Origin of the sequence: Pseudomonas sp. B1(2018) (assembly GCF_003097365.1) — a bacterium.
Lineage (GTDB): Bacteria > Pseudomonadota > Gammaproteobacteria > Pseudomonadales > Pseudomonadaceae > Aquipseudomonas > Aquipseudomonas laurylsulfatiphila.
This window is the reverse complement of sequence record NZ_PYUK01000037.1, coordinates 1-20,633: the sequence shown is the minus strand read 5'-3', so window position 1 is coordinate 20,633 and position 20,633 is coordinate 1. Positions and strand designations below refer to the sequence as shown.

The following is a 20,633-nucleotide window of genomic DNA, read 5'->3' as shown; positions in this document are numbered from 1 at the left end:
TGACCACCGCCCAGGTGGCCGCGCTGAAGCCGGCCCAAGTGGCTGCCCTGACCACCACGCAAGTGGCGGCCATGGAAACCGCGGATGTCGCCGCACTGACCACCGCCAGCGTCGTGGCCCTGACCACCGCCCAGGTCGCTGCACTGACCACGGCCCAGGTTGCCGCGCTGACCACGGCCCAGATCGCGGCCATGGAAACCGCTGACGTGGCGGCACTCACTACCGCTCAGGTAGTGGCGTTGACCACGGCCCAAGTCGCCGCGCTGAAACCGGCCCAAGTGGCTGCGCTGACCACCACGCAAGTGGCGGCCATGGAAACTGCCGATATCGGTGCGCTGACCACCGCCAGTGTCGTGGCCCTGACCACGGCCCAGGTCGCTGCACTGACCACGGCCCAGGTGGCAGCTCTGAAGGCGACCCAGATCAGCGCCCTGGAAACCGCTGATGTGGCGGCCCTCACCACCGCCCAGGTGGTGGCACTGACCACGGCACAAGTGGCTGCGCTGACTACCGCCCAAGTGGCTGCGCTGACCACCACGCAAGTGGCGGCCATCGAAACCGCTGACATCGCCGCATTGACCACCGCCAGCATCGCGGCCCTGACCACTGCGCAGGCCGCTGCCCTGACCACCGCCCAGGTGGTAGCGCTGACCACCGCCCAGGTGGCCGCGCTGAAGCCGGCCCAAGTGGCTGCCCTGACCACCACGCAAGTGGCGGCCATGGAAACCGCGGATATCGGTGCGCTGACCACCGCCAGCGTCGTGGCCCTGACCACCGCCCAGGTGGCGGCGTTGACCACCGCCCAGGTGGCGGCCCTGAAGGCGACCCAGGTCGCGGCCATGGAAACCGCTGACGTGGCGGCCCTCACCACCGCCCAGGTGGTGGCACTGAGCACGGCACAGGTCGCCGCGCTGACCACCGCGCAAGTGGCGGCATTGACCACCACGCAAGTGGCGGCCATCGAAACTGCCGATATCGGCGCGCTGACGTCTGCCCAACTGGTCGCGTTGACCACTGCCCAGGTCGCTGCACTGACCACGGCCGAGGTGGCGGCCCTGAAGGCGACCCAGATCAGCGCTCTGCAGACTGTCGATGTCGCTGCCCTGACCACCGCCCAGGTGGTGGCGTTGACCACTGCCCAGGTGGCGGCCTTGACCACCGCGCAAGCGGCGGCCTTGACCACCACGCAAGTGGCGGCACTTGAAACCGCGGACATTGCCGCGCTGACAGTGAGCGACACTGCAAGCCTGACCACCGCGCAGACGGCTGCCCTGACCACCGCCCAGGTGGTGGCCCTGACCACCGCCCAGGTGGCGGCCCTGACCACCGCCCAGGTCGCAGCCCTGACCACCACGCAAGTGGCGGCCATCGAAACTGCGGATATCGGCGCGCTGACTTCAGCTCAACTGGTAGCGTTGACCACTGCCCAGGTGGCGGCCCTGACCACGGCGCAGATCGCGGCCCTCAAGCCGACCCAGATCAGCGCCCTGGAAACCGCCGATATAGCGGCCCTGACCACCGCGCAGATCGTGGCGATCGAAACCACCGACATGGCGGCGTTGACCACGGCGCAAGTCGCGGCGCTGACCACGGCGCAAGCCATAGTCCTGACCACGGCGCAACTGTCGCACCTGTCGATGGCCCAGGTTGATTCGTTCACCACGGCGCAACTGCAGGCGATGAGCGCCACCCAGATCGACGCGCTGGCCCTGTCCACGCCGCTGGTCCTGGACCTCAACGGCGATGGCGTACAGACCACTCACCTGAGCAATGGCGTCAAGTTCGACCTCAATGCCGACGGCCACAAGGAAACCACCGGCTGGACCGCTGGCGGTGACGGCCTGCTGGCGCTTGACCTCAATGGCGATGGCCAGGTCAACGATGGCTCCGAGCTGTTCGGTTCCTCGTTCCGTCTGCCGGACGGTTCGTTGGCCAAGGACGGCTTCGAGGCCCTCGTCAGCCTGGACAGCAACCATGACGGCGCGGTCAACGGGGCGGACCAACTGTTCGCGGCGCTGCAAGTCTGGGTCGATGGGAACAACGATGGCGTCAGTGAGAAGGGCGAGATGCACACCCTCAAGGAGCTGGGCATCACCCAGTTCAACCTGGATGTGGCCAAGACCGCCGAGCTCAACCATGGCAACCTGATCGGTCTCGACAGCAGCTTCGAAACCAGCGATGGCCAGAGCCATACGATCGCCGACGTCTGGTTCCGCACCGACGCCAATGGCAATCAGTCCCTGGACCTGACCAAGCTGGATTCGCCGGCAGTCGAAGCTCACTCCCTGGGTGCAATCGATCTGGCGGCCGATGGCGGCAAGGCCAGCGTACTGACCGTCGATGCCGAGGCTGTCGCCAAGCTCGGCCAGGCTGGCCAGGTGGATGTGGCCAGCGGTGCCGCAGCACCGGTGCAGATGATCGTCAACGGTGACCACAACGACACGGTCAACATCACTGGCGACAGTGGCCAGTGGCAGGCGGCGGGGACCACCACGGTCGATGGCGCCAGCTACAACGTGTTCAACGACGGCGACGTCCAGTTGTTGGTCGCAACCGACGTGCAGACTTGGATTCACTGAGTTTCAGTGGTAAACCTTGACTGATCCGATACCGGGCTCGAAAGAGCTCGGTATTTTTTTATTGGAAGAGAACTTCGCGCAAATGCTTAGACAGAATCTTGAGAGCCCGAACCTCGATGTCGTGCTGGCCGCAGCCCTGCAGCTGGCCGAGGGTATCGCTCTGGAACCGATGAAGTTGCTCGAAACCGCAGACCGGCTCAATGGCGCGCAACGCATTGCCGATGTCGCGGTGCTCTACCAGCGCTGGCTGCAGCACTGCCATTCGTCGGTCAATTACATTATCCAGTTCAACCTGGGGGCCACGCTGTCGCAACTGGGGCAGATCGAGGCCGCAGAGGCCGCCTATCGCGCCGCCATTGCCCAGAACCCGGAATTCGCCCAGGCGTGGTTCAACCTGGGGACGCTGCTGGAGCGTCAGAACAAACCGCAGGAGGCCCTGGCCATCTGGCAGTCGATGCTCGATGACCGCATGGTCGACGCCACGCAAAGCCGCGAGCTGTACCTGATGACCTGCAACAACCTGGGCCGCCTGTTCGAGGAAACCCGGCAGTTGCAGAAATCCGAAGCCATCCTGCGCACCAGCCTGGATGCCGACCCGAATCAACCCAAGGTGATTCAGCACTGGGTGCACTTGCGCCAGAAGCAATGCGTGTGGCCGGTCTATGAACCACCGGCAGGCTTGACCCGTGGCGATCTGCTCAAGGCGTCTTCGCCCCTGGCACTGCTCGCCGGCAGCGATGACCCCGGTCTGCAACTGGCCGCCGCGGTGCACTTCGTCAAGGAACGGGTCAATGTACGGGTACCCGCCCTGGCTTCGGCTCAAGGCTATGGCCACCAGAAGTTGCGCATCGGCTTCCTGTCTTCGGACTTCTGCCTGCACGCGGTGTCGTTGCTGACGGTGGAGCTGTTCGAGCTGATCGATCGGCAGCGCTTTGAGGTGTACGGTTTTTGCTGGAGCCGCGAAGACGGTTCGGCCCTGCGCGAGCGGGTCAGGCAGGCCATGGATCACTTCGTGCGCATCGATGCCATGGACGATGCCACTGCCGCGCAATGCATCCGCAACCATGAAATCGACATCCTCATCGACCTGCACGGGCTGACGTCCGGGGCCCGGCCGGACATTCCGGCATACCGCCCGGCTGCGGTGCAGATGACTTACCTGGGCTTTCCCGGGTCGACCGGCTTGCCGGGCATCGATTATGTGATCGCCGATCGCTACCTGATCCCCGACAGCGAGAAGGCGTACTACAGTGAAACACCGCTGTACCTGGCGCAGATCTACCAGTGCAGCGACCGCCAGCGCCCCGTTGCGGCGTTGCCGACCCGCGCCGAGTGCGGCTTGCCGCAAGAGCGTTTCGTGTTTTGCTCGTTCAACAACAACTACAAGTTCAACGAAGAAGTGTTCGACTGCTGGATGCGGATCCTGCAGCGCGCCCCCGACAGTGTGTTGTGGCTGCTGGCCGACAACCAGTGGGCCCAGGAAAACCTCTGCGCCAGGGCCGAGGCGCATGGCGTGGATCCGGCACGCCTGCTGTTCGCCCCGCGGGTTGCACCGGAGCAATACCTGGCCCGCTACAGTGCCGCGGATCTGTTTCTCGACGCGTATCCGTTCAATGCCGGGACCACGGCCAACGATGCCCTGTGGATGGGGCTGCCGGTGCTGACCCGCTCGGGCCGTACTTTTGCCTCGCGCATGGCCGGCAGCCTGCTGACTGCGCTGGACCTGCCGGAGCTGATCACCACCACGCTGGCCGAGTACGAAGAGCGTGCCGTCGAACTGGCGACCCGGGCGGACCTGTTGCCCGGCTTGCGTGAGCGTCTGCACCGGGGCCGCGAGCACTCGGCGCTGTTCGACACACCACGCTTCGTCAGGGATTTCGAGGACGCGATCAGCAGTGTGGCGCCTGGCCGGGTCTGATGCTGTCGCTGTCCTCTGTAGGAGCGAGTTCGCTCGCGATGGACTTGAGAGCGCCGCGTTCAGTCAGTAAACACGCGTTATCGTTTACGACCATCGCGAGCAAGCTCGCTCCTACAGTTAATCAGTCGATCAGTCGATCAGTCGATCAGTCGATCAGTCGATCAGTCGATCAGTAGGTCAGTAGGTCAGAACAACCCCTGGACCTTTTCCAGCTCATTGCGGGTCATCTGGCCGGTGCGGGTGTGCAGGTTGACGTAGCTTTGCAGCATCGCCAGCTTGGTATCGAGCAGGTCACGCTTGGAGGAGAACAGGCGCTGTTGGGCATCGAGGATGTCGACCGTCGAGCGCACGCCGGCCTCATAGCCTTTTTCCGCGGACTTCAGGGCGGTCTGGCTGGAGCGCACGGCCGTCACCAGGGCCTTGATCTTCTCGAAGCCCGCCACCACCCCCAGGTAGTTGAGCTCGAGGTCCTCGTTCATTTGCTGGAGCTGGACTTCATACCCGGATCGGGCACTCTCCAGGGCAGCGCGGGCCTTTTCCGAAGAAGCGCTGACCCCGCCGCCCTGGTACAGCGGGATATCGATGACGACGCCCACGTAGTATGTCGACTGGCGCTGGGACGTTTCGTTGATGTCGCTCTGGCCGACCTGCGCCAGTCGGCCGCTCAGCGCCACGGTCGGGTAGTGCCCGGCCTTCTGCTGGTTGAGGTTGGCTTCGGCCACTTTGATCGAAGCCCGGCTGATGCCCAGTGCCGACGCGGCCTGGTCGGCCTTGATCAGCCAGTAGTCGAGGTCCTGCTCGGGGGTAAGCAAGGCGGCGGCCGGTGCCTGCTCCTGCATCTGCGGGATCTCGCTGACGGTAATCCCGGCGCGACCCGCCAGCTTGCGCAGGGCCGCACGATGCTGGGCCTGCAACTGGATTTCCTGGGCACGGATGGAATCGAGCCGGGCTTGCGCTTCTTCAAGGTCGGTGATGCTGCCTTCACCGGCTTCGAACAGGCGCCGGGATTGCTTGGCCAGTTCTTCGACCGAGGCTTTCTGCTGGATCGTCAGCTTGAGTTCGTTTTCCACCTGGGCGAGATCGAAATAGGCCTGCACCACGCGATCGAAGAGCTGCTGGTCGGCGCCTTCGTGCTGGACTTCGCCCAACTGCCCACGCGCCTTGGCCTGCTCGTAGGAGGCCCAGCGACCTTTGTCGAACAGCGGCTGGATAACCGACAGGGCAACGCTGTCGGAAGTGTATTGATCGTTCTGGTTATTGGCGCGGGACTGCTTTTCGAACTCTCCGCCCTTGCCATAGCGCGAGTTGATGGCGACCTGCGGCAGCAAGCCGCTGCGGCCGATAGCCTCTTCCTGGCGCGATGCCTCGAAGTCATGGTTGGCAACCTGGTAGGTCGCATCGTTGAGTCGCGAGGCGTCGTAGAGGGCGACCAGTGACAACGGCGCTTCAGCCGCCAGCAGCCGGCACGAGCAGAACACGGAGAGTAGCAAGGCGATGCGTACGGACACGGTCATTCTTCCTTGAAAGCCCCGGCCATACGCTCGGTCACCGGCTGCATCAAGTAATTGGCAAGGGTGCGTTCGCCGGTCTTGACCAGTACTTCGGCCTGCATGCCTGGCTTGACATCCAGGCCCAGCTCGCGCAGATGGATGATCGCCTCGGGGCTGACCGAGACCTCCACCGAAAAGTAGGGCGAACCGGTGTGTTCGTCGATCAACTGGTCGGCCGATACCGTGAGCACCTTGCCGACGATCACCGGGGTGTGGACCCGTTGCAACGAACCGAAACGCAGATCGACTGGCAGCTCCGGCTTGAGCCGGTCGGCCATCATCGGCGGGAATTGCGCCTTGACCACCCAGCTTGAGCCTTGCGGGACAATGTCCATCAGGCGCTGGCCCGCGGGTGCGACGCCGCCGACGGTGTGCACGGTCATGCCCATCACCTGGCCGGCGACGGGCGCAACGATGGCGGCACTGTTGACTTCGAATTCCAATGACTTGATCTGGTCGATCAGGCTTGAGGTCTGCGCCACGACCTGGGTCAATTGCGACTCGGCGTCGCTGCGAAAGACCTGCCCCTGTTGCAACGCCTTGAGCTCGCTTTCATTGATCGCCTGGCGCGTGCGGCCGATATCGGAAACGCTCGAAGCCAATTGGGCGCCCAGCTGCGCCGCACTGCTTTCCGCTTCGAACAGCCGGTTGCGTGGCAGATAACCTTCACGGGCCAGTTCCCGCAGCCCCTTGAGCGCCTGCTCCTGGAATTGCAGTTGTACGGCGTGGTTGCGCTTGATCTCTTCGAAGCCCTGGAGCTGTTCTTTGAGCGAGGCTATTTCGTGCCGGCTGATTTGCATGCGGCTGGCCAGTTCGGCACGGCGGGTGGCGAACAGATAGCCTTGCAGCTCCATCGCCGCGACGGCGCGCGGGTCACCGGCACGGGCCAGCAAGGCCTCGGACCACTGTACCGTGTCGCGGTTAAGGCGTTCGGCCGTCAGCCTGTCCTCGACGGCGCGGGCGCCGAGCCACTGGCCCAGGGCGACATCCAGTTGCGACTTGGCCTGGACGGTGTTGAGCTGCATCACCACTTGCCCCTGCTGCACCCGGTCGCCTTCACGTACCAGGATGCTGTCGATCGTGCCGCCATTGCGCGACTGCACGGTCTTGCGCTCGCCGGAAACCACCACGGTGCCGCTACCGACCACGCCGCGGTCAAGCGGTGCCAGGCAGGCCCAGAGCAGGAACCCGCCCAGGCTCAGGAGCAAAAACCACACGCCGATCCTGGCAATGCCCGCAGCATCCGCATCGGGCTTGTTCTCGGGGGGCGAAATGTCGCTCGAACTGGGTTGCATTGACGCCTCAGGCTTCTTGATTGCGGGGTTCGACGGCTTTTGCCGGTGTCGCAGGCACCAGGGTCTTGAGCACCTGGTCACGCGGGCCGAACAGGGTTTGTACGCCGTCCTTGAGGAACAACAGCTTGTCGACCGCGCCGAGAATGCTCGGCCTGTGGGTGACCAGCACCACGGTGCAGCCTTCGGCCTTGAGCTTGCGCACGGCCTGCACCAGTGCCGCTTCACCGGCATCGTCGAGGTTGGAGTTGGGCTCGTCGAGCACCACCAGCGCCGGTTGGCCATACAGCGCGCGGGCCAGGCCGATGCGCTGCTTCTGGCCGCCGGACAACCCCAGTCCGCCAGTCCCGAGCAAGGTGTCATAGCCTTTGGGGAAGTGCAGGATCATCTCGTTGATACCGGCCAGTTGCGCCGCTGCGATGACCTTGCCTGGGTCCACCTCGCCGAAGCGCGCGATGTTTTCGGCGATGCTGCCATCGAACAGCTCGATGTCCTGAGGCAGGTAACCCAGATGCGGGCCGAGGGCCGCACGCGACCACTGGCCGATCTCGGCACTGTCCAGGCGTACCGAGCCCTGCCTGGCGGTCCAGATGCCGACCATGGCGCGCGCCAGGGAGGACTTGCCTGATGCGCTCGGCCCGATGATCGCCAGGACTTCGCCCTTGGCCAGGCTGATGGTCACGCCGTTGACTGCGGGCTTGTGCATGCCCGGCGGGGTGATCACCAGGCGGTCGATGCTCAGGGCCCCGGTCGGTGCCGGCAGGGGCATGCCTGGCGCGGCCTTGGGGAATTCGTTGAGCAGGCGGTTCAAGCGTTCGTAGCTGCTCTTGGCGTTCCCCATCTGCTTCCACGAACCGATCAGCGCCTCGGCCGGCGCCATGGCTCGTCCCAGCAATACCGACACGGCGATCATCACCCCGGCGGAAATCTGGTTCTCGATCACCAGGATGGCGCCCAGGCCAAGGGCCAGCGATTGCCAGGTCATGCGCACAAAGCGTGACAGCGCAGCGATCCGCGAGCTGCGGTCACTGGCCTCGCCCTGCTCGGTAATGACCCGCTGCTGTACGTTGAACCAGCGCTGGCGCAAGGGCGCGAGCATGCCCATCGCCTGAATCACCTCGGCGTTCTGCAAGGTGCTGTTCACATAGCTTGAAGACGCCACGGACAAACGGTTGGCTTCGCTCATGCTTTTGCGGGTGGTCAGCTCGTTCCAGACGCCCAGCCCGGCAAGGATCAGCGAGCCGATGACCGTGAACACCCCAAGCCAGGGATGGAACAGGAACGTCGCGATGACATAGATCGGCAGCCACGGCGCATCGAAGATGGCAATCAACGCCGGACCGGTGACGAACTGCCGAATGCTGTTCAAATCGCTCAGCACCTGGGCCGGGTTGGCGCTGTGCTCCTTCAGGCTGCGCTCGAAGGCCGCATCGAATACTCGCTCGCCCAACTGAGTGTCCAGGCCGGCGCTCATCTTGATCATCACCTGGCCGCGCACCCACTCCAGCACACAGCCGAGGGCAAAGAACCCGAGCAGGATCAGACTCAGCATCAACAGCGTGGTTTCATTGCGGCTGGTCAGGACGCGGTCGAAAACCTGCATCATGTAGATGGACGGGACCAGCATCAGCAGGTTGATCACCCCGCTGAACAGTGCCAACACGCCGAACAGTCGACGATAACGTAGCAGCGCGGCATCAATATCTCGCTGGGGATCTAGGAAGAGTCGCATAAAGTCCGAAAGATGAAAAAAACATTGGGAAAGACGACGGTTATGTTGATGCCCGGGTGCATTGCGCGGCGGCGATGCTAGCACTTTGCCCCTTGTTAATGAACAGCTTGAAGCCAGTCGGCACCTCTATTCCATCGGCTTGAAGGAGGCGATCTTGAGTAGGTTTTCGATGAGCCGACGAGCAGTCACCAGGCCGGCTCGATGCGGGCATGGGCAAGCCCGCTTCATGCGCTGAGCAAGTCGCCTCTGGAGCGCGTCGAATCGCCCCGGATTCTCCAGGCACCTTGAAAAATCACTGCGTAATGCTTCCCAAGTACCCGTTCACAAAGCGTTCCTCAGGGATTGCAGGTGGGCGACCTGACGGCTGAATTCAACGCTTGAAAGCCGTTGGTTCGGACGCGGGCTCATGGCCTGGCTGATAGCGCGTGTGGGTTGGCCGGTCAGGTGTGCTAGCAGCAACCATTGTTCGTCGACGGCGAGTAGTTCAAAGCCGGGATGTCGTCGTCGCACGCGCCGCAGGATGTCCTGCTGCAAGGCTTGCAACAGGCCGGCTTGACCGTTGCGGCGCAACAGGAAGTCGGCACTGGCGCGCAGGTGCTCTTGCAGTTGCCGGCGTGCTTTCGGTGCCGGTTCCAGCAACGGCCCCTGACGTACGCCAAAGTGCCAGAAACCCAGGCCGATCAAGGCGAACAACGCGACCAGCGCCTGGGGGAAGTCACGCAGCAGCAAGGTCGGCAGGCTGTCGTGATCGGTGTTGAAGATCAGCGTCACGCGGGTGTCGGCGGTCAGGTACCAGAGCAGCCAGGCGTTGTCGTACTGTTCGATGGCCGGGGTTTTCCACAGGTCGGCATCAGTGACCACGATGATCGAGCCGAGTCCGTAATCGAGTTGCATCATGTGCGTCGCCCTGGCGCTGTTGGCCCAGGCCTGGGCGAGGTTTTTCGGGTCTTCGAGATGGAAGGCGGTATCGAAACCGGCATAGGCCGGGGCGTCTTCGTCTTCCAGATAGAGCTTGGTCAGTTGTGGGTAAGGATCGTCACCGATATCCGGTGGCGGCGCCTTGAGGTCTTTGCTCAAGAACTGGCGCAGTTGTACCCGGTCAAGCAGCAGGTCATTGCTGTGGCCGAGTTTTTCATCCCACAACGACTCGGCGACGAACAACAGCCGCCCGCCGCCTCGGGTCCAGTTCATCACCTGGTCGATCTGCCGTGGCGTCATGTTGTAGCGGTCCCCGAGCAACAACAGGCTGTGTCGATGCGGATCGAGGCTGGGGAGGATGTCCAGGCTGTTGGCGTGATCGACGCTCAGGCCTTGTCGGCGCAGGAACAGTTGCGCCGCCAGATAAGGGTCGGCCCTGGCTTCGGGAGAAGGGCCGTGGTCGATTTCGACTTGATAGGGGGTTGCCTTGAGGTACAGATAAATACCCAGCGCCGCCGCCAGCACGGCGAGCAGTGCAATGGCGATCGTGCCCCGGCGCCGACTCAATGAAGCGTCTCCGGGTCGAACAACACGCGCCAGCCGTCACACAGTTCCTGTCGCACCTGTTCGGGGGGCAGGCGGTGACCGTAGGCCATGCCTTGCCAGTGCCCGGTCAGGTTTTTGCTGTAGGCCAGCAAGGCCGGTTGCTGTAATTGCTCGATGCGCTGCAGCACCTGTTCTTCAGTGTCGGCGGCCTCGAGCGCGATGTTGAAATCGTGCGACAAGCGGCTGAGCAAGGCGCGATAGAGCAAGCCGAGGGCTTCGCGCGGATGGCTCTGCCAGAGACTTTCGGCGCGGGCGGCAATGTCGGCGGGCAGGGACTCGGGCTTGAGGTCCAGGCCAAACGCCTGCTGCGGCAAGGGGGGCACGGCTTTGACGCCGAGGGTCGGTCGCCGGCTGACGAACGCCTGCACCCAGTCGCGATAGCGCCAGATCAACAGGCCGACAGCACCGATGACGATGCCCCACAGCGCGATTTCAATCAAGTTCGCCAAGGCTCTGAAGTGCTGTCCCTCAAACAGCTTCAACAGGGACTTCAACCATTGCGGTGTCTGCCCGTCGCCCGACGCTTGCGCGCCCGGCGGGTCTTCGCTGAAGCGATAGCGTGTCACCGCTTCCCGGTTCTTGAAGGGCGGCTGTTCGAGGATCGTCTTGATGCCGTCCCTGGCGACCTGAGTGTTCAGGGGCTGGTCCAGCAGCCGTGGGCTGTCGGGTGAAATGGTCGGTTCGGCGGCCCACACGCTGTGTGCAGGTGCCATCAGCCACATCACGGCGATCAACAGCACGCTGCTTGCGCTGATCAGACGCTGGCGCATCCGGCGGAACACCAGTTCGATATCCCAGGCTTCCAGCACGGTGCGCCGGTTCAAATAAAGGCTGAAACCGCAGGCGACATAGATCGGCTCCCAGACCACCAGCACCAGTGCATAAAACAGGTTGGTCAGGTGTTCCAGCCAGCGCCAGTCCTGGGTGGCCGCAGAGATCAGCGACTGCCAGCTCCAGTCCAGCGCGACCTGTTGTGGCAGCAGCAGATAGAACAACACCATCAAGCCGATCCACAGCGCGCCTTCCAGGTGCGCGCCGATGATCGTCAGCCAGCGTGCGGCGCCGGCGTCCCGCTGCAACAGCACCTCTAAACGCTGTTGGCGCTGTTGTCCGTCGAGGCCTTCGAGTTGCGCCACCGGCATCACGAAACTGCGCTGCAGACTCAGGCGTCGCCAGGTCAGGCTGGCCAGCAATTGCCCTTTGAGCAGCCGCGGCCATTGCCGCAGGGCCTGCTTGAGCGTGGGTGTTTCGCCAAACATGGCTTTGGACAAGATGTACAAGGGCAGGCGGTCGAATGCCGGTTTCAACCACCAGAAAATCAACACGGCGAGAGAGGGTGAGTCCCAGAGCCCCCAACTGAGCAACGCGAACACCGGCAACGTGAGCAGCGCCCAACTGGTCATCAGCAAGCGTCGATGGCGCTGGCTCAGGAGCACGCCGAGGTCCATGGCTTCCCAGGTCGAGCGCGGGCGAATGACCACGCTGGCGTCATTCAGGCGCATGGCGGCGACGTCCGGCGAACATGAGATAAACCACCACCAGCAACCAGAGCGCCGCGCCCACCAGGTACTTGGTCTGGGGCGACGGGCGAGTCATCGATGACCAGTAGGCTTCGATAAACGCCGCGATCAACAGAAACAGCATGACCCCGCAGATCAGCAGCACGCTCTTGCGCGCCGCCAATCGCAAGGACTCGGCACGGGGCAGGCGCCCCGGGGCGACCAACGCCCAGCCCAGCTTCAGACCGGCGGCGCCTGCCAGGGCGATGGCGCTGAGTTCGAAAGCGCCATGGCCGATCACGAATGACCAGAAGGTCTGCCCGTAGCCGACGTAGGTCAGGTGCCCGGCCACCGCACCGATCATCAGGCCGTTGTAGATCAGGAAGAACACGCTGCCCAGGCCGAACAGCAAGCCGCTGGCGAAGGTCTGAAAGGCAATGCCGATGTTGTGCATGATGTAGTAACCGAACATCACCCAGTCTTCACTGGCGGCCCGTTCCGCCGTGCGCCCGAGGTGACCGGCAACGGGGTCGTACATGCTTTGCATTTCGCTGACCTGTTCGGCGGGGATCAGGTTGTAGATCAGGTCCGGGAACAGGTACACCAGCACCGCGAAACCGGCCAGGCTGACAAAGAACATCAGGCTGGCGGCGAGCACGAAGCGCCACTGTTCGCGCACCAGGCGTGGGAAATCCGCGAGGATGAAAGCCAGCGCATTGGCCCCCAGGCGGCTGCGGTGACGGTAAAGCTGTTGATGCCCGCGCAGCACCTGTTGCTGCAACGAGTCGATCAGAAAACTGCTGTAGCCACGCTCCCGTGCCAGTGCCAGGTGTTGGCACAGGCGTCGGTAGTCCTTCGGGAAACTGCCGGTGTCGGTGACCTTGCCGCCCCGTTCCAATTGTTCGAGCAGCCCGCAGAAACGGTCCCACTCGGCTTTGTGCCGACGTTCGAAAAGGCTTTGTTTCATGTCGGCCCCAACAAGCCGCGGGCGATGCCGTTGAGTTCAGTCACCGCCTGCGCGGCCGGGACGTGCAAGGGTTGGGCGAGAATGGCGGCCAGTTCATCGGCCCGCGCCCGGGAGAGTTCGCCCTGGCGCTCGGCAAACCCGAGGATGGCCCGTTGCTCGCTGAGCGTCAGGGCAAATGCCGTGCGACGGGATTGGGCTTCGGGGAGTTCGGGGCGGGTATGCGAGTGTTCGCGGTAGATCACCAGGGTCCCGGCGGCGATATCGCCAAGGCGCTTGAAGTGGGGGTGTTGCAGGCAGCTGATGGCCCCGAGGAAGTAACCGAAGGGCAGCAGGTCGACAACGCGCAGCAGGTTGCGCAGCAGCGACGCGGACCAGCCGACCGGGGTGCCATCGTCGTGCACCACCCGCAGTCCCATCCATTGCTTGCCCGGCGAGCGGCCCTGGTTGAGCACCTCGAACAGCACCATGTACCACCAGCTCACCCCGAACAGCAGGATCGACCCGAGCCCGGCGCCCAATTTGCCGAGCATCGCCAGCGCAATGAACAGCACACCGAGGACCAGGCCGCGCAAAGCAAGATCGATGGCGAACGCCAGTGCACGAACCATCAACCCGGCCGGGCGCAGCGGCAGGTCGACGCCCTCCGGCGTTTCGACCTGGTACCGCGTATCCAGTGGCGGTGACAGCGGCGCATTCCCTGGCAGTGCTGTGGTCTCGAGCATGGGCAACCTGATGATGTGGCCTGGATCGGGATTGTGTGTCCATTCGATGCTAGCAGCCTATTCGAGCGGCGGGGGCGCAGGGAAACGACATAACCCTGTATTGCATGGTGAGCCGGGCAAGGTGCTTGAATGACAGACTACTGGCCGTGGCGGGAGGTGAACGCCTAGACTTTGCCGATCTTCAGTTCAGGAATCGCCCGTGACCTCCATCTTCTGGTACGACTACGAAACCACTGGCATCAATCCCCGTTGCGACCGTCCGTTGCAAATGGCCGGCCTGCGCACCGACTTCGATCTCAATGAAATCGACGAGCCGGTCAATCTTTACTGCCAGCCCAGCGACGACATCCTGCCGCACCCGGCCGCGTGTGCGATCACGGGAATCACGCCCGGGCAACTGCAGGCGCAGGGCTTGAGCGAAGCCGATTTCATGACCCGGGTACATGCCCAGCTCGCGGCACCGGGCACCTGTGGTGCGGGGTACAACACGCTGCGTTTCGATGACGAGATGACCCGCTACAGCCTGTACCGAAACTTTTTCGACCCTTATGCACGGGAGTGGCAGGGCGGCAACAGCCGCTGGGACCTGATCGATGTGGTGCGCGCCGCTTATGCCTTGCGCCCCGATGGCCTGCAATGGCCGACGGATGACGAAGGGCGGGTCACGCTCAAGCTCGAACGCCTGACTGCGGCCAACGGCATCGATCACGGCAATGCCCACGAGGCACTGTCGGACGTTCGCGCGACGATTGCCCTGGCGCGCCTCATTCGGGAAAAACAGCCAAAGCTCTACGCCTGGCTGTTTCAACTGCGCAGCAAGCAAAAAGTCATGGACCAGATACGCCTGCTGCAACCGCTGGTGCATGTTTCCGGGCGCTTTTCGGCGGCGCGCAGCTATGTGGGGGTGGTGTTGCCGCTGGCCTGGCACCCACGCAACAAGAACGCCCTGATTGTATGTGACCTGCACCTCGATCCCCAGGGCCTGCTCGACCTGGATGCAGAAAGTTTGCGTCAGCGCTTGTATACCCGCCACGACGAACTGGCCGAGGGGGAGTTGCCGGTGCCGTTGAAGTTGATTCACATCAACAAGTGCCCGGTAGTGGCCCCGTTGTCGGTACTTCGCCAGGAGGATCAGCAGCGCCTGGGTCTGGACATGGCGCTGTATCAGCAGCGGGTGTTGCGGCTAAATGACGCGCGGAAAGTTTGGCTGGATAAAGTCCTGGCGATTTATGCCCGCGAAGATTTTTCCCAGAGCCAGGATCCGGAGCAACAGTTATACGATGGATTCATCGGTGATCGGGACCGGCGTTTGTGCGAGCAAGTCAGAACCGTTGACCCAAAGCAGTTGGCACAAGAGCAGTGGCCTTTCGATGACGAACGCTTGCCTGAATTATTGTTTCGATATCGCGCACGCAACTTTCCCGATACGTTGAATGCCGAGGAGCAAGAGCGCTGGAGAATATTCTGTCAGAAGCGTTTGTCAGACCCCGGATGGGGGGCGCCAAATACCCTCGAAAGTTTTGTAGAGGCCGCGGCCCAATTGAGCGTTAGTGCCTCTGCGTTTCAGCAGGGGGTGCTCGGTGAGTGGCAGGATTATGTCGAGGGACTGCGTCAGCGTTTGCATCTTTGAATTCGAACCTGCCGGTGCTTAAAAGCCGCGCATAAAAAAACGCCAGCATTTGCTGGCGTTCTTTTTTTGTCACGGATCCATCTGCGACAAGCTCTGAGGCTTAGCCCAGCAGGGTAGCCCAGCCTTCTACCACGTCGCCGCCCCACTTGGCTTTCCACTCTTTCAGAGTCTTGTGGTTGCCACCTTTGGTTTCGATGACTTCGCCGTTGTGCGGGTTTTTGTATTGTTTAACTTTGCGAGCACGCTTGGTGCCGGTAGTTTTCACTGCACCGCCGCGTGGTGCCTTGGTTTTCGACTCTGGATCCAACAGCGCGATGATGTCACGCAGGGACTTGGAGTATTCACCCATCAAGGTGCGCAGTTTGCCTTCGAATTCCAGCTCGGTTTGCAGTTTGTCGTCTTGGGACAGGTTCTTCAAACGGGCTTGCAGCTCTTTGATAGCTTCTTCGGTGGCGCGATATTCGTTGATCAAGGACATGGGAACTACCTTATGTTGTACGCTGGATGGCAGGTGACAGTGCGGCAATAATAGTCACGGTGTTTCATCAAGTAAACATTTAAGGCAACTTTATTTAATTTAGTTGCCGTGTCTTGGGCGCACATTGGTAATGCCGTTATTAGTGTGATCCAGGTCCGTCGGATATACATAATTTAACAATTGTCCGGCACCGCTAGAGCATCCGGACGAACCGGCACGGGTGTTGCCCCTCCAGCCGCATCGACCTTCCGGCAGAGTGAATCGTCAACAATACTGCAGTTTTGCTGCGCAATCGCTAGAATGGCGGCCTTTGCGAAGTTCTGGAGTTTCCCCCTCATGCGCACTTTTCGTCTGGTGATTTCTTGCCCGGACCGTGTTGGCATCGTTGCCAAAGTCAGTAACTTTCTGGCATCACACAACGGTTGGATCACTGAAGCGAGCCATCACTCGGACAATCTCAGTGGCTGGTTCTTCATGCGTCACGAAATCCGTGCCGACTCCCTGCCATTTGGTATCGAAGCGTTGCGCGAAGCCTTTGCCCCGATCGCCGAAGAGTTCTCGATGGACTGGCGCATCACCGATACCGAACAAAAGAAGCGTGTCGTGCTGATGGCCAGTCGCGAGTCGCACTGTCTGGCCGACTTGCTGCATCGTTGGCACAGCGATGAACTGGACTGCGAAATTTCCTGCGTGATTTCCAACCATGATGACTTGCGCAGCATGGTGGAGTGGCACGGCATTCCGTATTACCACGTTCCGGTCAATCCGCAGGACAAGCAGCCGGCTTTCGCCGAGGTGTCGCGCCTGGTCAAGCAGCACGACGCCGAAGTGGTGGTGCTGGCCCGCTACATGCAGATCCTGCCGCCCGAGTTGTGCAGCGAATATGCGCACAAGGTGATCAACATTCACCACAGCTTCCTGCCGTCGTTCGTCGGTGCCAAGCCGTACCACCAGGCCTCCCTGCGCGGTGTGAAGCTGATCGGCGCGACCTGCCACTATGTGACCGAAGAGCTGGATGCCGGTCCGATCATCGAGCAGGACGTGGTGCGTGTCAGCCACAGCGACAGCATCGAAGACATGGTGCGTTTCGGCCGCGATGTCGAGAAGATGGTGCTGGCCCGTGGTCTGCGTTATCACCTGGAAGACCGGGTGCTGGTGCACGGCAACAAAACCGTCGTCTTCTGATAGACGCACGACGCGGTTGAAATTCGAAGGGCCTGGGCGTTCAATCGCTCCAGGCCCTTCGCCGTTTCTGCACCGAGGACATGACCATGGCCGATCCACTGGACAAAGCCACATCCAAGGCTCCCGCCACGCTCGGCGAGGGTTGCCTGAGCCGCTACGACCCGGATGACATGGGGCCTGAAGACGGTACGGAGTTTCCGGGGGCAGCCGAGTTGTGGGAGCAACTGCAGCAGGAGTCTGACGAATTGAAAGGATCGCAGCCTGCGTCCCCTGTAGGAGCTGCCGCAGGCTGCGATCTTTTCAGGCCTGCCTGATTTTCATCAATTTCATCAACAGCGGCCGCCCCAGCATCAGCAAAAACACCGGCCCACCCACCAGCAAGTAGAAGTAATACGTCACCGCCCGCCAAATCAGAATCGCCGCGGCTGCCGTGGATTTCCCGACCATGGGTGCCAATAGCGCCGCCGACGTCAGCTCCGCCGCCCCGGCTCCACCCGGCAGAAGGCTGAATTGCCCGGCACTGAGCGCCAGCATCTGGATCAGAAAACTCCAGGCCCACTGCAAATCCGCGCCGAGCCCGCGCAGCGCCAGATAGAGCACGCTGTAGCGCAGGAGCCAATGCACACAGGTCAGGACGAATACCTTGATCAAGGTCTGCACGGGCAATTTCAGCGTGTCGGTAAACGCCGTCAGAAATTGCAGGAGTTTGCGCGCCCAACGCATTCGCGTGGCTGCCTTGACATTGACTCGGGCGAGCCATCGGCCGCTCAGGCGAATCAACGAGCGGTGATAGCGGGCGACCATGGCGCAGGTGATCAAACCGCCGAACAGCGAGACAGCGCTGACCATCAGCATCCATTCCATGCGCTGGCTGAGGTGCTGGAACAGGGCGTAAACAAGAATCCCGCTCAGGGCGCAGAGGAAAAACAGCAAGTCGCTCAGTTGGTCCATGGCAAACACGGCACTGCCCCTGGCCGGGCGCACGCCGTGACGCGCCAGCAGCGCCATGATCGTCAGCGGCCCGCCGCTGCCGCCGGGCGTGGCGCAGTAGGCAAATTCGGCGGCCATCACCACGCCAAGGCTCCTGAGCCGGCCGACCTTGTGGCATTGATCCCCCAGTAGCAGGCGCAAACGCAGGGTGTTTACGCCCCAGCACAGCAGGATCATGCCGAACATGATCAACAGCCACGGCAGCGGAAAAGCGCTCAGCCGGGAGCCGATTTCGCTGCCGCCCAACAGCAGTGGAATCAGCACTGCTGCGAGCAGGCCGACGAGCAACAGCAGGGCGCGACTCATGCGGCGCAGCCCATTCGGATGTTTTGCAGCGCCAGCCACTGGGACTTGGTCATAGGAACGCGTCCCTTGTCGAGCAGGCGCTCGAGGGTTCGCAGCCAGTATCGGTGCGAGAACTCGTGGCGCATGTCCACCGGGTGCAAGCCCAGGCGAATCACCGGTGCGTGCTGCCAGCGTTGTTCACGGCGGTCGTTGACAAGCTTCGATACACCCCGGCGCCAGGCACTGCGCGCACTCCAGACCAGCCCCGGCGCCTCGATCGCGGTGAAATCCGGTAAACGGTATAGATGCTGCGAGTCGCTGGTGTAACTCAGCGGCAGTTGGCGCAATGCCTGGCGAGTGCCCTGGCTCATCAACCAGGCCGGGGCGACGAACCCTTCCAGCGGCCAGTCATGCCGGTGGAACATCTCGATGCCCGAACGCAGGCGGGCGAGGGCGTCTTCCTGTGACAAACGATAAAACTCGCCTTCTTGGGTGTAGACCCGACGCATGAACCAGTCGCGGGGATTGAGGGTCATCGGCCCCTCGTCGCAATGGAAATAGCCATGCAGTGCCAGTTCGTCGCCCCGGTCGACCCTGGCACTGAGCTGTCGGCAAAACCGCGGATGGGCATCCAGATTGTTGTGTTTGTGGTAATCCGGAATCACCAGCCAGGTGATCGGCACGTCCCCCAAGGCGTCGACGGCTTTGACGAACGGTTGGTAATCGGCCCAGGTGGGTGGTGCCACGTCGTGCAGTACCAGCAGTAAAGCGGGCCTGTTCATGGGCTCAACCATTGGCTGTCAGCGGCCATTGGCTGCCGAGCACGGCGTGGTAGTGGCACAGCAAACTGGTGACCACCGTGTCCCAGGCGTAATGTCGTTCGACATGTAACCGCGCTTGGCGGCCCAGCGCTACGCTGCCCGAGCCGAACAGTTCTCGAACAGCGGTGGCCATCGCGGCTGGATCGTTCGGCGCGCAGAGCCGGCCGCAGTCCTCGGTGACGATTTCCTCGAAAGCCCCGGCCGCCACGGCCACCACCGGAATACCGCTGGCCATGGCTTCGAGTATCACCAGACCGAAGGTTTCCTGATCGCCGGCGTGGAGCAATGCGTCGGCGCTGGCCATCAGGCGGGCCACCTGCGGCGCCGGGCAGAACTCGTCGATCACCGTCACATTGGACGGCACGGCCGTCGGCATCGATGAGCCAACCAGCAGCAGGTGATAGCGTCGGCCCAGGCGTTTCATGCAGTCGAGCAGCACTGGCAGGTTTTTTTCCTTGGAACCGCGCCCGGCGAAGATCAGCAGCCGGGTGTTGTCGTCCAGGCCCATCTCGGCCCGCAGCCCGGGGTCTCTGGCATCGGGATTGAAGGTTTGCAGGTCGACGCCCAAGGGTTGCACGAACACATTCCTGACCCCAAGCCCGGTGAGTTTGTCGGCCATGACCCGACTGGGCGCCAGCACCCGGTCGAAGTTGCCGTAGAGCTTGCTGACATAGGCCTCGACGTTGTTGGTCACCCAGTTGCCCATGCGGTTGCTGACCAGCAGCGGCAGGTCCGAGTGGTAGAAACCTATGACCGGCACATCGAGTTGCCGCCGTGCATCCAGCGCTGCCCAGGCGGTGAGGTAGGGGTCGCCGACCTCGATCAGGTCAGGTTGCAAAACCTGCAGGACATTGCGCCAGGGCGCGAGACGCAGCGGGAAGCGATAGCCTTTGCCGAAGGGCAGGGCAGGGGCCGGAACGGTGAAGATGCCATCCTGTTCGCTCAAGGACGATCCGGGGATCAGCAAACTGTGGCGAATGCCGGGCTTGATGCCCAGGCGACGATGCTTTGCATCCAGATAAGTGCGCACGCCGCCACTGGCAGGGGCGTAGAACATGGTGATGTCAGCGATATGCACGATGAACGATCCTCCGGTCCCGGTACTCCCTTGGTTGACCTTTATGAAGGATAGATGTTCGGTTGGGGTTGTGCGGGTGGGGTGTCAGCGGGTTTTGTCGTGTTTGACAGGCCGCCTTCGCGGGCAAGCCCGCTCCCACAGGTATTTTGAGTGTTCACACAATTTGTGCTTCACCCGGACTCCTGTGGGAGCGGGCTTGCCCGCGAAGGGGCCCGCAAGAGCGCCTCAGATCCGGAAACTGCCCACCAACTGCTTCAACCGCGCTGCCTGCTGCTCAAGGTCCGAGCACGCGCGCAAGGTCGATTGCAGGTTTTCCACGCCTTCCTGGTTCAGCGTGTTGATCTCGGTGATGTCGACGTTGATCGACTCCACCACGGCGGTCT

16 protein-coding genes and 1 pseudogene are annotated in these 20,633 nt (G+C 62.5%); 5 read left to right on the top strand and 12 right to left on the bottom strand.

Features of this window, described 5'->3' with window-relative positions; translation table 11 throughout:
* Together C9422_RS32360 and C9422_RS31700 are read left to right on the top strand one after the other, a co-directional pair.
* Positions 1 to 2,579, top strand: a pseudogene (locus C9422_RS32360) (hypothetical protein); the annotation flags it as partial.
* Between the two features lie 82 nt (positions 2,580 to 2,661).
* Positions 2,662 to 4,497 (top strand): tetratricopeptide repeat protein, encoded by a 1,836-nt coding sequence (locus C9422_RS31700; protein WP_116583398.1) that lies wholly within the window; start codon positions 2,662 to 2,664, stop codon positions 4,495 to 4,497.
* Between the two features lie 185 nt (positions 4,498 to 4,682).
* Here C9422_RS31700 and C9422_RS31695 read toward each other — a convergent pair whose 3' ends face one another.
* The 7 genes from C9422_RS31695 to C9422_RS31665 all read right to left on the bottom strand — a co-directional run bounded on the left by C9422_RS31695 (position 4,683) and on the right by C9422_RS31665 (position 13,783).
* Positions 4,683 to 6,011, bottom strand: a complete 1,329-nt coding sequence (locus C9422_RS31695) for a TolC family outer membrane protein (protein ID WP_007977375.1) — start codon at positions 6,009 to 6,011, stop codon at positions 4,683 to 4,685.
* Entirely contained in the window at positions 6,008 to 7,342 is a 1,335-nt protein-coding gene (locus tag C9422_RS31690; RefSeq protein ID WP_116583397.1) for an HlyD family type I secretion periplasmic adaptor subunit, read from the bottom strand. The genes C9422_RS31695 and C9422_RS31690 overlap by 4 nt, the downstream gene beginning before the upstream one ends.
* A gap of 7 nt (positions 7,343 to 7,349) precedes the next feature.
* The gene (locus C9422_RS31685) at positions 7,350 to 9,071 is read right to left on the bottom strand and encodes a type I secretion system permease/ATPase (protein ID WP_007977373.1); all 1,722 of its coding nucleotides are present in this window, start codon (positions 9,069 to 9,071) and stop codon (positions 7,350 to 7,352) included.
* 321 nt (positions 9,072 to 9,392) lie between these two features.
* Positions 9,393 to 10,556, bottom strand: a complete 1,164-nt coding sequence (locus C9422_RS31680) for a DUF4350 domain-containing protein (protein ID WP_116583396.1) — start codon at positions 10,554 to 10,556, stop codon at positions 9,393 to 9,395.
* Complete coding sequence (locus C9422_RS31675) at positions 10,553 to 12,097, bottom strand: DUF4129 domain-containing protein (protein ID WP_116583395.1); 1,545 nt, start codon at positions 12,095 to 12,097, stop codon at positions 10,553 to 10,555. The genes C9422_RS31680 and C9422_RS31675 overlap by 4 nt, the downstream gene beginning before the upstream one ends.
* The gene (locus C9422_RS31670; protein ID WP_116583394.1) at positions 12,084 to 13,061 is read right to left on the bottom strand and encodes a stage II sporulation protein M; all 978 of its coding nucleotides are present in this window, start codon (positions 13,059 to 13,061) and stop codon (positions 12,084 to 12,086) included. Before C9422_RS31670 ends, C9422_RS31675 begins: the two co-directional genes overlap by 14 nt.
* Positions 13,058 to 13,783, bottom strand: coding sequence for an RDD family protein (locus C9422_RS31665; RefSeq protein WP_116583393.1), 726 nt, complete (start codon positions 13,781 to 13,783; stop codon positions 13,058 to 13,060). Before C9422_RS31665 ends, C9422_RS31670 begins: the two co-directional genes overlap by 4 nt.
* A gap of 199 nt (positions 13,784 to 13,982) precedes the next feature.
* On the opposite strand from C9422_RS31665, the gene sbcB reads away from it, so the two are divergent.
* Positions 13,983 to 15,413, top strand: coding sequence for an exodeoxyribonuclease I (gene sbcB / locus C9422_RS31660; RefSeq protein WP_116583392.1), 1,431 nt, complete (start codon positions 13,983 to 13,985; stop codon positions 15,411 to 15,413).
* A 100-nt stretch (positions 15,414 to 15,513) separates the two neighbouring features.
* Here sbcB and mvaT read toward each other — a convergent pair whose 3' ends face one another.
* The gene (gene mvaT / locus C9422_RS31655; RefSeq protein ID WP_007933316.1) at positions 15,514 to 15,891 is read right to left on the bottom strand and encodes a histone-like nucleoid-structuring protein MvaT; all 378 of its coding nucleotides are present in this window, start codon (positions 15,889 to 15,891) and stop codon (positions 15,514 to 15,516) included.
* Between the two features lie 336 nt (positions 15,892 to 16,227).
* Here mvaT and purU point away from each other — a divergent pair, with 336 nt between their 5' ends.
* Together purU and C9422_RS31645 are read left to right on the top strand one after the other, a co-directional pair.
* Positions 16,228 to 17,076, top strand: a complete 849-nt coding sequence (gene purU / locus C9422_RS31650) for a formyltetrahydrofolate deformylase (protein ID WP_007977367.1) — start codon at positions 16,228 to 16,230, stop codon at positions 17,074 to 17,076.
* A gap of 86 nt (positions 17,077 to 17,162) precedes the next feature.
* Complete coding sequence (locus C9422_RS31645; RefSeq protein WP_116583391.1) at positions 17,163 to 17,390, top strand: hypothetical protein; 228 nt, start codon at positions 17,163 to 17,165, stop codon at positions 17,388 to 17,390.
* Here C9422_RS31645 and C9422_RS31640 read toward each other — a convergent pair.
* From C9422_RS31640 to C9422_RS32750, 4 genes are all read right to left on the bottom strand, one after another.
* Positions 17,377 to 18,372 (bottom strand): lysylphosphatidylglycerol synthase transmembrane domain-containing protein, encoded by a 996-nt coding sequence (locus C9422_RS31640; protein WP_116583390.1) that lies wholly within the window; start codon positions 18,370 to 18,372, stop codon positions 17,377 to 17,379. The genes C9422_RS31645 and C9422_RS31640 overlap by 14 nt on opposite strands.
* The gene (locus C9422_RS31635) at positions 18,369 to 19,145 is read right to left on the bottom strand and encodes a DUF2334 domain-containing protein (RefSeq protein WP_116583389.1); all 777 of its coding nucleotides are present in this window, start codon (positions 19,143 to 19,145) and stop codon (positions 18,369 to 18,371) included. Before C9422_RS31635 ends, C9422_RS31640 begins: the two co-directional genes overlap by 4 nt.
* A complete protein-coding gene (locus C9422_RS31630) occupies positions 19,138 to 20,250 on the bottom strand; it encodes a glycosyltransferase family 1 protein (protein WP_116583388.1) in 1,113 nt (370 codons plus the stop codon). Before C9422_RS31630 ends, C9422_RS31635 begins: the two co-directional genes overlap by 8 nt.
* 225 nt (positions 20,251 to 20,475) lie before the next feature.
* Positions 20,476 to 20,633, bottom strand: a 158-nt coding sequence (locus tag C9422_RS32750) for a hypothetical protein (protein WP_165824835.1), incomplete at its 5' end; no start/stop codon positions are given.